Annotated in this window: 9 protein-coding genes; 4 read left to right on the forward strand and 5 right to left on the reverse strand. The window is 69.3% G+C overall.

Annotated features, from left to right (window positions below):
* Window positions 1-166: 166 nt before the first annotated feature.
* Complete coding sequence (locus ABDJ40_RS21610) at window positions 167-910, forward strand: TetR/AcrR family transcriptional regulator (protein WP_347612777.1); 744 nt, start codon at window positions 167-169, stop codon at window positions 908-910.
* A 66-nt stretch (window positions 911-976) separates the two neighbouring features.
* Here ABDJ40_RS21610 and ABDJ40_RS21615 read toward each other — a convergent pair whose 3' ends face one another.
* Entirely contained in the window at window positions 977-1,570 is a 594-nt protein-coding gene (locus tag ABDJ40_RS21615) for a chalcone isomerase family protein (RefSeq protein WP_347612779.1), read from the reverse strand.
* Window positions 1,571-1,835: 265 nt separating this feature from the next.
* On the opposite strand from ABDJ40_RS21615, the gene ABDJ40_RS21620 reads away from it, so the two are divergent.
* Complete coding sequence (locus tag ABDJ40_RS21620) at window positions 1,836-2,840, forward strand: SphA family protein (RefSeq protein ID WP_347612780.1); 1,005 nt, start codon at window positions 1,836-1,838, stop codon at window positions 2,838-2,840.
* 103 nt (window positions 2,841-2,943) lie between these two features.
* Here ABDJ40_RS21620 and ABDJ40_RS21625 read toward each other — a convergent pair whose 3' ends face one another.
* Together ABDJ40_RS21625 and ABDJ40_RS21630 are read right to left on the reverse strand one after the other, a co-directional pair.
* The gene (locus tag ABDJ40_RS21625; protein WP_347612781.1) at window positions 2,944-5,796 is read right to left on the reverse strand and encodes a TonB-dependent receptor domain-containing protein; all 2,853 of its coding nucleotides are present in this window, start codon (window positions 5,794-5,796) and stop codon (window positions 2,944-2,946) included.
* A 243-nt stretch (window positions 5,797-6,039) separates the two neighbouring features.
* Window positions 6,040-6,237 (reverse strand): heavy-metal-associated domain-containing protein, encoded by a 198-nt coding sequence (locus ABDJ40_RS21630; protein WP_183105683.1) that lies wholly within the window; start codon window positions 6,235-6,237, stop codon window positions 6,040-6,042.
* A 146-nt stretch (window positions 6,238-6,383) separates the two neighbouring features.
* Between ABDJ40_RS21630 and ABDJ40_RS21635 the strand changes: the two genes are divergently transcribed.
* Both ABDJ40_RS21635 and cueR read left to right on the forward strand, forming a co-directional pair.
* Window positions 6,384-8,801, forward strand: coding sequence for a heavy metal translocating P-type ATPase (locus ABDJ40_RS21635; RefSeq protein ID WP_347612783.1), 2,418 nt, complete (start codon window positions 6,384-6,386; stop codon window positions 8,799-8,801).
* Complete coding sequence (cueR, locus tag ABDJ40_RS21640) at window positions 8,798-9,211, forward strand: Cu(I)-responsive transcriptional regulator (RefSeq protein WP_347612785.1); 414 nt, start codon at window positions 8,798-8,800, stop codon at window positions 9,209-9,211. Before ABDJ40_RS21635 ends, cueR begins: the two co-directional genes overlap by 4 nt.
* A gap of 13 nt (window positions 9,212-9,224) precedes the next feature.
* Here cueR and ABDJ40_RS21645 read toward each other — a convergent pair whose 3' ends face one another.
* Complete coding sequence (locus ABDJ40_RS21645) at window positions 9,225-10,238, reverse strand: hypothetical protein (protein ID WP_347612787.1); 1,014 nt, start codon at window positions 10,236-10,238, stop codon at window positions 9,225-9,227.
* A 28-nt stretch (window positions 10,239-10,266) separates the two neighbouring features.
* A complete protein-coding gene (locus ABDJ40_RS21650) occupies window positions 10,267-12,234 on the reverse strand; it encodes a GspE/PulE family protein (protein WP_347612788.1) in 1,968 nt (655 codons plus the stop codon).
* Window positions 12,235-12,369: the final 135 nt, after the last annotated feature.

The raw sequence follows: 12,369 nt of genomic DNA on the forward strand, positions 1-12,369 counted from the left end.
CTGGCGGGCGGGGTGCGGAGCCTGATCTGAGTCAAGCTCAATTCATCATGTGAAACCCATTGAATCGTGTTCACCGGGTTCGCGAAGCCCCGAGGATACGACAGAGGAATGACCCCCAGCAAGCAAGACTTGAGTTCAACTCAGAAATTCGGGGAGAATGGCCTGCATGAGCTCCACCGCCCACAGCGCCAGCCCCCTCGCCCCCGTGGCGCCGCCTGCCATGCAGCGCCGCGCGCCCGCCGGCGCCAAGGCCGAGCAGCGGGTGCGGGACATCCTGCGCGTGGGCCGGGAGGTCTTCGCCGCCAAGGGCTATGAGCGGGCCACCACCATCGAGATCGCCAAGCGCCTGGGCATCTCCGAAGCCACCGTCTTCACCTATTTCCGCGGCAAGCGCGAGCTGTGCATGCGGGTGATCGCCGACTGGTACGACGAGATCATCGAGGCCATCGAGCAGGGCCTGCCCCGCGAGGCGCCCATCCGCGAGCAGCTGGAGTTCGTGGTCCACACCCATCTGCGGCTGTTCCTGATCCAGGGCACGGGCCTGTGCGAGCTGGTGCTTTCCGAAGGCCGCAAGCGCGAGGCCGACATCACAGGCGGCAGCGAGTTCGGCGAGGCCTTCATCGAGCTGCAGCGCCGCTACACCGCGCCGCTGATGGAGCTGCTCTCGCGCGGCCAGCAGCGCGGGCAGGTGCGTCAGGACATCCCCCTGCGCATGCTGCGCTCCCTGGTCTTCGGGCCCATGGAGCACATGCTGTGGGAGGTGATCATCGCCGGGCGGCAGATCAATGTGGACCAGAGCGCGCGCGACCTCGTCGCCCTGCTGTGGCCCGCGCTGCAGGCGCCGGACGAGGAGCTGCTGCGCCTGCGCGGCCTGAAGGACACGCTGCTGCGCGCCCTGGATCAGGCCTGAGCGAGATCCGCTCGCCCCAATGAAAAAGGCGCCCGGGTGGGGCGCCTGTCGGTCGCGGCGGGTGGCTCAGCCTTCAAGCTTGCTCAGGCCCAGCAGGCCGTCGCGGGTGGAGTCGCGCACCTTGGGGCCGATCCACACCTTCATCATCATCGGAAAGAAGGCCTCGCCGGCGATCGGGTCACCCAGGCGCTTGCCGTTGAGCGAGAACTCGGTGCTCTTCTCCACCGGGTTGTAGTCGATCACCACGAGGTCGCCCTTGCTGACCTTGCTGCGCTGACCGAAGACGGCGCCCAGCTGCGAGGTGGCGATCACATTGGCCGAGAACTCCTCGGTCGTCACGTTCTGGCGGATGCGGTCCAGCATGGCATTGGCCAGGTCCTTGGCGGACACGGCGCGCAGCATGTAGAACTGGATGCGCTTGGGGCCCTTGACGCCGGTGGCGCCGTCCATGGTCGTCTGCTTGCTGGGCAGGTAGAAGGCCACGACGGTGGAACGCGTCGAGAGAATGCTGGACGCCGCCACGCCGTTGAGCACCAGGGTCTGGTTGCCCACGGCGGCGGTGGCCGGGAATTCGAAGCCTTCGAACTTGACATCGCTCGCCTGTGCGGCGCCAGCCAGCAGGAGCAGGCCCATCGCGAGGGGTCGCAGGAATTGCAGCATCTTGTCTCCTTGACATGCGGCAGCGCCACATCGGGAAGGTACTGCCAGGGCGCGGATTATGGAGAAGTGCGCCGCGACGCGCAGCAGGCCGGGGCGGCAAGATTGCGCAGGACGCCGCGATTCGGCAGTCCTCTCTAGCCGGATCGCTGTGCATTTCACGCCAAGGCTGGCAGCATCCGCCCCATTCCCCCGTGTTGCCGCTCGACGCCGATTCCCCCGGCGTCTGCGGCCGCATGCTTTCCAAACCCGGCTTTCAGGACCACCCATGAAGAAGTACACCCTGGCCCTCCTCGCTGCCCTGGCCCCCATGGGCTCTGCGCTGGCCACCGAAAACGGCCAGCTGCGCGCGCTGCTGGGCGCCCCCAGCTACGAGCTCGCCACGCCTCAGTTCCCCGGCTGGTACGGCCAGCTCTGGCTGCAGCACTACAGCGCCCGCCGCCTCAAGGGCGATGACGGCCAGGCCCTGCAGACACAGGCCGCCACCCCGCTGGGCACGCTGCCGGTGCAGATCCAGGGCGAGATCGAGGCCGATGTCTTCGTGGCCCGCGGCACCTGGGTCACCGAGAAGCTGGTGGCCGACGGCCGCCTGGGCTTCTCCGCCACCCTGCCCCTGGTGCGCCAGCGCAATGACATCCACCTGAGCGCCACCCTGCCTGCCGGCGTGCCGGCCGGTGCCGCCGCCGCCGTGCAGAACCTGCTGGACCAGCAGGGCGCCCAACGCTCCGGCAGCAAGAGCGGCCAGGGCGACCTGGACCTCGCCGGCTTCGTGGACTGGCAGCAGGACGACAGCCGGCTGGTCCTGGGCCTCAGCGTGGTCGCCCCCACCGGCGCCTACGACGCCCAGCGGGCCGTGAACCCCGGTGCCGGCAAGTTCTGGACGGTGCGCCCGCTGGTGCTGGCGTCCAAGGTCTGGGAGAACGGCCTGGAGCTGGGCCTGCGTGCCACCTATTCGGTCAACACCCGCAACACCGACACCGACGTGCGCTCCGGCCAGTACCTGCATGCCGACTACGCCGCCATGTACCGCGTCAACGACGCCTGGCGCCTGGGCCTGCAGGGCTATCTGGTCGAGCAGACCACGAACGACAACGGGCCCGGCGTGGCCGCCGGCGGCAACAAGGCCCGCGTGCGCGCCCTGGGCCCCATGCTGGCCTATGTGTCCGAAGACGGCGTGTGGTCGGCCGACGTGAAGGTGCTGAAGGAATTCGCCGTGCGCAACCGCCCCCAGGGCACGACCACCTGGGTGCGACTGAACCTGCGGCTGGACTGAACCCCGGGCGCGCGCCCCTGAGGCGCCGTGAACGAAAAAGGCCGGGCATCTGCCCGGCCTTTTGCTTGGGAGGGCCGCGAAACCGCGGCCGCCCTCAGCGGGATCAATAGAAGGTGTACTCGGCGCTCAGGCGCAGCATGCGGCCCTGCACGTCCTCGCGGTCCGGCGGAATGATGCCGCCGACACCGAAGCCGCGGTAGTCCACCGGCGGACGGGTGTCGAGCAGATTGCGGACGTTGGCACTCAGGCGCAGCGCCTTGATGGGGCTGTAGCTGATGTTGTAGTCCACGCGCGAGTAGGCGCCATAGCGGCACTGATCTTCAGACAGGCCCTTGGTCTTGGCGCAGTCCGCCACGGTCCAGGCGGCCGAGTTGAAGTCGCTGTTGAGGGCCGTGCTGTTCTGGTAGTGGAAGCTCAGCTGCTGAGCCACCTTGCCCAGGCTGTGCGACAGCGCCAGCTTGGACTTCCAGCGCGGGTAGCTGTAGCGGCCCGCCAGGTTGTCACCGTAGCCACCGTTCGTGCCCAGCAGCGGGCTCCAGTTCTTCAGCTGGATCAGGTAGGTCAGGTCCAGGTCCAGGCCCAGGGTGCCGATGTCGGTCGATCGCTGTGCCTTGAAGCCCAGGTCGATGCCCGAGGTCTTGGTGCGGAACAGGTTCTCGAAGCTCGCCACCACCGAGGACAGACGGCCGGCGGTCACGCCGTACTTGGCCTGTGCTGCGGCGTCGAAGATGGGATCGTTTGCCAGGCTGTCGCGGTTGACGATGCCGGGCGCCAGGGTGTCCTCGACGTTCAGCAGGTCATTGGTGGACTTGCGGCCGATTTCGTCCTTGCGCACGATGTGCCAGTAGTCGACGGTCACCGACACGTCCTTGGCCGGCGAGAAGGCCATGCCCAGGGTGCGGCTGACCGAGGTCTCGGGCTTCAGGTCCGGGTTGTGGGCCACGATGCTGGCCACGCCGCGCGAGCATTCGCCCACCACGTTGTCAGCCTTGGCGATCAGCAGCTGCTTGTTCGGATCGCTGTTGGGCAGCTTGGCGGCATCGGCCTTCAGGTCGCGGGCGTAGTCCGTGGCGGCCTTGCAGCGCTTCGGGTCGTTGACGCCGTTGGTGAAGGCGAACTTGGTCGAGGGGGCGCTCTCGGTCAGGTTCGGGGCGCGGAAGCCGCTCTCGATGGTGCCGCGGAACAGCAGGTCACGCGTCGGCTGGAAGCGGGCGCTCAGCTTGGGCGAGAAGTGCGCCGAGATGCCGGGGAACTTGTCCACGCGACCGGCAGCCTGCAGCTCCAGGGACTTGAACACCGGGATGTTCGCCTCACCGAAGAAGGCCGAGAAGCTGCGCGAGGCATTGGCGCTGACCGAGCCGTAGCCGACGATGTCGCCGTTCTGCAGGCCACCGGTCGGGGTGATCTTCATTTCCTCGCGGCGCACTTCGGCACCGGCGGCGAAGCCGATCGGGCCGGCCGGCAGGTTGCCGACTTCTCCCGACACGCGGGCGTCGGCGAAGTACTGCGTGATGCGGGCGTCGTAGCCGAACACCGGGAAGAGCTTGTCCAGCACTTCGGCGCTGTTCTGCTGGCCGATCTTGTAGCCGTTGGGCTTGTTGAAGAAATCGGCATCCAGCACCGGCTTGGTGTAGTCGCCGATGACTTCCTTGAAGCCCTTCACGCTGAAGGAGCCGCGCTGGTCCGAACGGGTCTTGCCACCCATGGCGCCGACGGCGGTCTCCCAGTCGTAGTTGCCCGTCGTGCCCTTCAGGCCGGCCAGCACGCGGTACTGGTCGGTGGTGGAACGCTTGCTGGCGTCGGAGTCGACGAAGCGATAACGGAACTCGGCCTCGGCACCCGTGTTGTTCAGCGGGTGGCCGGCGGGCAGGCCGCGGTCACGGTAGCTCAACAGGCCGTTGGTGCTGGGATCACCCCACACCGTGGCGCCCAGGCCCGAGCCATAGGCCGGGTGCGCGCTCTGGTAGCTGGTCTTGTTGCGGGCGAACACGGCCTCGGCGAAGGCCTGCAGGTCTGCGTTGAACTGGTACTTGCCGGAGACAATGCCCGTCACGCGGTCCGACGAGGGTTGGGCCTCGAAGCGCTCGTAGCGGTTGTACTGGCACAGGCCGTTGATGACGCTGGACTCGGCGCAGCCGGTCACCGGCACCAGGCCCAGCTTGCCGTTGGGCAGCTTGGACATCACATTGCCGGGATAGGAATAGCTCGAGGGCGTGCCGTAGCCGCTGGAGTACTTGCCGTAGGCCGGGTTCACATCGTCCAGCACCTCGTTCCACATCACCGTCTCGCGGGTGTAGACGTCGACGTTGGCCAGCACGTTGAAGCGGTCCTTGGCCAGGTCGCCATAGCCGGCGGTCAGGGTGACGGCCTTGTTGTCGAAGCGCTGGTTCTGCAGCGAGGTCTCGGACGTGACCTTGCCGATCAGGCCCTGGAAGTCGCGGCGGGTGATGATGTTGATCACACCGGCCACGGCGTCCGAACCGTACAGCGAGGAGCCGCCGCTGCGCAGGATTTCCACGCGCTCCACGGCTTCCACCGGCAGGGTGTCGATGTTGGTGAAGACCTGGTTGTAGTCGGCCAGCGGGTAGGAGGCCACGCGGCGGAAGTTCAGCAGGATCAGGGTGGACTGCTTGCCCAGGTTGCGCAGCGAGGCCGAGCTGGCGCCGCCGGCGAAGCTGTTGCTGCCACCGAGGTCGCTGAGGCTGCCGGTGCTGGCGGCGAGCTGACCGATCAGCTCACGGACGGTGCCGGCACCGCTCTTGGCGATGTCCTCACGACGCACCACTTGCACCGGAGACGAACCCTCGGCATCCACACGCTTGATGTGACTGCCGATGATTTCAACCCGTTCCAGCTGTTGCGGCTCGGCGGCGCTGGCTGCACCACAGCTCAGGCTGCTGGCGATGGCAATGCTGGTCAGGGCCAGCTTGCCCTGACGATCGATATAGCGAGACATGGGAAACCCTCTGTTCAACGAGCCCCTCACTGCGGCGAGGGGCGTTCTTGGTGTTGCGCCAACCGGAGCCGCAAAGGGCTCGCGCAGCTGAGCGAGGGGCAATTGTTTCACCAGCTTTACAAACAACGCATCACGACGACACAAAGAGCCGCATTTCGATGCGTGTTAGCTACAGGCAAACCCTGTTCTTCACTATCCGAACATCAAATCAAGGGCAAACCCTGATTCCTCAGGGCGGCGCGCTCAGCCCGCAGCCGGCGGGTAGCCCGCCTCGCTCAGCAGGGCGGCCAGGCGGGCGTCGTCCAGACGGCTCTGGACCTGCACCGTGCGGGCCTCGCGCTGGAACTCCAGGCGGACCTCGGGATCGGCGGCCTTCAGCGCCTCGGTGATGGCGGCCACGCAATGGCCGCAGCTCATGTCGGGAAGGTGGAAGCTGCTCATGAGGGGGTCCTCGCGGTTTCGATGACGGCCGCAGCTTAATCATTCCCATCATGGCAAGGTCAAGCCACTGGCGGCTTTCCTCACTGCCCGAACGGGCATGGTCGGCCGCTTGACCTTACCATCAGGTGAAGCTTGAGACTGCAGCCATGAACACATCCGCCACCCTGAGCCTGCCCGTCACGGGCATGAGCTGCGCGTCCTGCGTCAAACGTGTCGAGCGCCTGCTGGGCCAGGTGCCCGGCGTCAGCGCCGTCACGGTCAATCTGGCCACCGAACAGGCCGACCTGAGCGGCCAGCCCAGTCTGCAGGACCTGGCCCAGGCCCTGCGCAAGGGGGGCTACGGCCTGCGCGAGAGGCAATGGCAGCTGCACATCACGGGCATGACCTGCGCGTCCTGCGTCGGCCGCATCGAGAAGGTGCTGCGCAAGCTGCCTGGGGTGCTGGAGGCCAGCGTCAACCTGGCGACCGAGACCGCCAGCGTGCGTGCCCTGTCCAACACCGACAGCGACGCCCTCATCGCCGCCATCACCCAGGCCGGCTATGGGGCCCGCCTGCTGGACGACGGCAGCGAGCCGGCGGGCGAGGAGCCGCAAAGCCTCTGGCAGTCCCTGCAGGAGGGGCGGCTGGGCCTGGTCCTCGCCGTGCTGCTGAGCCTGCCCCTGGTCCTGCCCATGGTGGGCATGCTCTGGGGCGCACACTGGATGCTCAATGGCTGGATCCAGCTGGTCCTGGCCACGCCAGTGCAGTTCCTGATGGGCGCGCGCTTCTATCGCAAGGGCTGGGCCGCACTGAAGGCCGGCAGCGGCACCATGGACTTGCTGGTTGCCCTGGGCACCAGCGCGGCCTACGGACTCTCGGTCTACGAGCTGCTGCGCCACGGCCCCATGAGCATGTCGCTGTACTTCGAATCCGCTGCCGTGGTCATCACGCTCGTGCTGCTGGGCAAGCACCTGGAGGCCCGCGCCAAGCACCGCACCACCGAGGCCATCCGCGCCCTGCGCCAGCTGCGCCCCGAGACCGCCCGCAAGCGCCGCGCCGACGGCAGCGAGCAGGAGCTGCCCGTGGCTGCCCTGATGCTGGGCGACCGCGTGGTGGTGCGGCCGGGCGAGCGCATCCCGGTCGACGGCACCGTGCTGGAAGGCGCCAGTCATGTGGACGAGTCCCTGATCACGGGCGAGAGCCTGCCCGTGCCGAGGGGCGTGGGCGAGGCCGTCATCGGCGGCGCCGTCAATGGCGAGGGCCTGCTGCTGCTGGAGGTGCGTGCGCTGGGTGCGGAGTCCACGCTGTCGCGCATCGTGCGTCTGGTTGAATCGGCGCAGGCGGGCAAGGCGCCCATCCAGCGTCTGGTCGACCAGGTCAGCGCCGTCTTCGTGCCGGTGGTGGTGGCTATAGCCGTCCTGACCCTGCTGGCCTGGGGCTTCAGCACCGGCGACTGGGAACGCGCCCTGCTGCACGCCGTGGCGGTGCTGGTCATCGCCTGCCCCTGCGCCCTGGGCCTGGCGACGCCTGCCGCGCTGATGGCCGGCACCGGCGTGGCGGCACGCCGCGGCCTGCTGATCAAGGACGCCGAGGCCCTGGAGCTGGCACGCAAGCTGCAGGTCGTCGCCTTCGACAAGACCGGCACGCTCACCGAAGGTCACCCCAGGCTGCTGGACCTGCAGGCCAGCCCCCTCATCGACGACACCGGCCTGCTGCGCCTGGCGGCCATCCTGCAGCAGGGCAGCGAGCACCCGCTGGCCAAGGCGGTGCTGGCCTCGTGGCAGGCACGCCCGGAAGGCGGGGGTCAGGTCTTGCCAAAGCCCACCGATTTCCGTGCCGTGGCCGGCCGCGGGCTGGAGGCCATGCTCGAGAACGAGCGCTTGATGCTCGGCAGCAGCCGCTACATGCAGGAGCTGGGCGTGGACCTCGGCGCCCTGCAGGACCGCGCGCAGGCCCTGCAGTCGCAGGGGCGGACCCTCTCCTGGCTGGCTCGCCGCACGGAGGCGGCTGCGGCGCCCGAGCTGCTGGGCCTGCTGGCCTTCGGCGACCCGATCAAGCCGAGCTCCCGCGAGGCCATCGCGCAGCTGCGCCGGCTGGGGGTGCGCACCGTGCTGCTGAGCGGAGACAACCGCGGTGCCGCCGAAGCCGTGGGACGCGAGCTGGGCCTGGACGAAGTGCACGCCGAGGTGCTGCCTGAGCACAAGGCCCAGCAGGTGACCGCGCTCAAGGCCGGTGGCCAGTGCGTGGCCATGGTGGGCGACGGCATCAACGACGCGCCGGCGCTGGCCGCCGCCGACGTGGGTCTGGCCATGGGCAGTGGCACCGACGTCGCCATGCACGCCGCCGGCATCACCCTGATGCGCTCGGATCCGCGCCTGGTGGCCGAGGCCATTGCCCTGTCGCGGCGCACCGTGGCCAAGATCCGACAGAACCTCTTCTGGGCCTTTGCCTACAACGTCGTGGGCATCCCTCTGGCGGCCCTGGGCCTGCTCAGCCCCGTGATCGCGGGCGCGGCCATGGCGCTGTCCAGTGTCACCGTGATCAGCAATGCGCTGCTGCTGCAGCGCTGGAGGCCGCACGAATGAACGGACTGCTCAACATCGGCGAGGCAGCGGCCCGCTCCGGCGTGTCTGCCAAGATGCTGCGCCATTACGAGAGCCTGGGGCTGCTGGGCGAGGTCTCGCGCACCGACGCCGGCTACCGCCAGTACAGTGAGCGCGAAGTCCACATCCTGCGCTTCATCCGCCGCGGGCGGGACCTCGGCTTCTCCATGGCCGAGATCGCCGAGCTGCTGAAGCTCTGGCAGGACCGGCGCCGTGCCAGCAGCCAGGTCAAGAAGATCGCGCAGGCCCACATCGCCGACCTGGACCGCCGACTGGAGGAGATGCAGGCCATGCGCCAGACCCTGCTGCAGCTGACCCAGTGCTGCCACGGGGACGCGCGCCCCGACTGCCCCATCCTGGACGGCCTGGCGGGAGGGCCGGCCGCCGAGTGAGGCGGCCGCTGACTCAGGCCGCCAGCGCCGCCAGCAGGGTGTTCTTGAGATCCTGCCGTCCCAGGCGCGCCGGACGCGAGCCGTCGGGCACGCCGATGTCGAAGCGGAACTCCTCGTCCACCAGCTCGATCCAGCGGCGCAGGCCGTAGCGCTCCCGCAGGCTGGCGGCGAAGTCGGCCATGCCGGACGCGTCGGCTGGAATGCCGGAGACCAGCGCATTCCAGCCCGGATCTGCGGCGGCGAGCAGCTCACGCGCCTGGTCCAGGTTGGCCAGGCAATCGCAGGCCAGGCCGGCCTGACCCAGCAGGCGGGCGCTCTCGACGCGGCTGGGCTCATGCGGATCCAGGACCAGCACCCGCAGGGCCAGGTCCAGGCGGCGGCGCGGCAGGCGTTCGTCCTCGACGCTCTCGGGCTCGGCGGCGAGATGTCCCAGGTGCAGTGTCAGGTCCACCGTGCCGGCGTGCTGACCTTCGCGCCGCTCCAGGGCCCAGCCTCTCGCCCGGGCGAGCAGGCGCAGCAGCTGCCAGTGGAGCTCGTCCTCGCTGGCCGCCTGGCCCACGCCCGACAGGCGCAGCACCTGGCGCGACTCGTCGAGGGCCGCCACGCTGAGGCGCACATCGCGCCCGCCCGACAGGGCATGGCCCAGCATCAGGTCCAGGGCGTGCTGCAGAAGGCCGGCATCCAGCGACTGGACCAGGGCGGGCCCTGCCTGCAGCTCGGCCTGCAGCCCGGCCTTCTGCCAGGCTGGCCGCCACTGCTGCAGGGCCTGGGCGGCCGCGGCCTGCAGGTCCACGGGCTCGGCCGCTGCCGGCCGGGTGCCCCGCAAGGCATGGACCAGGGCCTGCATCTCCAGGCCCAGCTGCTCCAGCTCGGTGCCTGCCTGCAGGACGAGCCCCGGATCACCGGCCGCGGCCTGGAGCCGCAGGGCATGGCGGGCCAGCCATTCGCCCAGGCTGCTCAGCAGGAAGGCTGGCACTTCGAGGCTCAGGGGGCCGGCCAGGAGGGCGGAGGCGGGGGACGGCTTCATCGGTGGCTCCTTCAAGTCACGGGGGGATTCACTGGTTGCTGGCGGCCAGCACCTCGGGGAGGTCCGTCAGGCCGGCCAGCACCTTCTCGATGCCGTCCTGGCGCAGGGTGCGCATGCCCGACTGCAGGGCCAGCTGGAACATCTCGGCGGCCGGGGCGCGGCGCCGCACCAGGATGCGCAGCGCGTCGTCGGCCACCAGCAGCTCGTGGATGCCCAGGCGCCCGCGGTAGCCCGTGCCGCCGCAGGCATCGCAGCCATGGTGGCGGTACTGCATCAGCTGGCCGCCAACGCCGAAGCGATCGCGCCAATGGGCCAGCAGGGCATCGGGAGACAGGCCCGGCGGGGGCGTCTGCAGGTAGAGCTGGGCCAGGGAGTGCGCGGCCCGCTCGTCCAGGGGCTCCACCACGCGGCAGTCGCGGCACAGGCGGCGCACCAGGCGCTGGGCCAGCACGGCCAGCAGCGAGTCCGAGAACATGAAAGGGTCCAGGCCGATCTCCAGCAGCCGCGTCACACTCTCGGGCGCCGAGTTGGTGTGCAGGGTGGACATCACCAGGTGCCCGGTCAGCGAGGCCTCGATGGCGATGCGCGCGGTCTCCTCGTCGCGCATCTCGCCGATCATGATCACGTCCGGATCGGCCCGCAGAAAGGTGCGCATGGCCGCCGCGAAGGTCCAGCCGATGCGGGCATTGACCTGCACCTGGCGCAGGCCCTCCTGGGTGATCTCGATGGGGTCCTCGGCCGTCCAGATCTTGCGCTTGTCCTCGTTGAGCTCGCGCATCACCGAGTGCAGGGTGGTGGTCTTGCCGCAGCCCGTGGGGCCGCAGATCAGCAGCAGGCCGTAGGACTTGCTCATCACCCGCCGCAGCCCCTCCAGATTGCTCAGGGAGAGCCCGATCTCGTCCAGCGGCAGCGGCTTCATGCCGCCCAGCAGGCGCAGCACCACGTCCTCCAGGCCGGTGTTGGTGGGCACCGTCACCAGGCGCAGCTCGACGGGCGGACCGCCGAAGCGGCTGAAGTCGATCTTGCCGTCCTGAGGGCGGCGGTGCTCGGAGATGTCCAGGTCCGCCATGATCTTCAGGCGGGCGACCAGGGCGAAGCGCACGCGGCTGGGCAGCTCCAGATAGCGCAGCAGGTCGCCGTCGATGCGCAGGCGGATGCGCACGGGGCGCGGCGCATCGGAGGCTTCGATGTGGATGTCCGAGGCGCCCAGCTCGATGGCATCGGCGATGAGGCGGTTGACCAGGCGCACCAGGGTGTTGTCCGACTCGGCCACCACGCCCACCTCGGCATCGCCCGAGACGCTGTCCGCCTCCGCCAGCTGCTGGGCCAGCTCGCGGATGGTGGCGGCCTGGGCGGCCGGCGCGATGGCCCTGTCCGGCATCTCGCCCGATGACTTGGCGATGCCGGCCAGGTCCTGCTGGTAGGCACGGGCAATGGCGGGGAGCAGGGTGCCCGGCCGCGCCAGCACCGGCTTCACATGCAGCTCGGAGACGAAGCGCAGCACCTCCAGCAGGTGCTGGTCCCAGGGGTCCGCCACGGCGACCACCAGCACATCGGCCCGCACCATCAGCGGGCAGACCGACTCTCGCAGCGCGATCATGCGCGGGATCTGGGCCAGGGCATCGGGCTCGGGCCGCACGCAGCCCAGGTCCACGGTGGGCACGCCCTGCCAGGCGGCCAGCATCTGGCGCAGCTGTGCCGGGGTCAGCACGCCATCCTTGACCAGCTGCTCGCCGAGGGGCACATGGGGCACGGCGCCCAGCTGCCGGCCCAGCGCCCGCTGCAGCTGCGGGCGGCTCAGCAGACCGGCCTCGATCAAGGCCTCGCCCAGGCGCGCGGCCCGGGCCACGGGGCCACCCTGCATCTGCTGCCAGAGCTGGTCCAGATCGGTGTGGACCGGTGCGCCGGTCCGGGCGCCGCCGGGCGAGGCGGCATGGGCCAGGGCGTCCAGCGCGGCGGGGACGGTGTCGTGCTCGTACTGCAAATTCGTGCTCATGCAACAAAGTGTGAACGCACGGGCGCACGTCGCACAATGTGCAAATTGCGCCGGCGCCACGACTCGCTGCGCCAGCCTCGCAGTTCTTGAGCAATATCAATCGAGGCGGGCCGATCCCGCCTCGCGGTACCCAGC

The organism is Roseateles flavus, from assembly GCF_039872765.1.
Taxonomy (GTDB): domain Bacteria; phylum Pseudomonadota; class Gammaproteobacteria; order Burkholderiales; family Burkholderiaceae_C; genus Roseateles_B; species Roseateles_B flavus.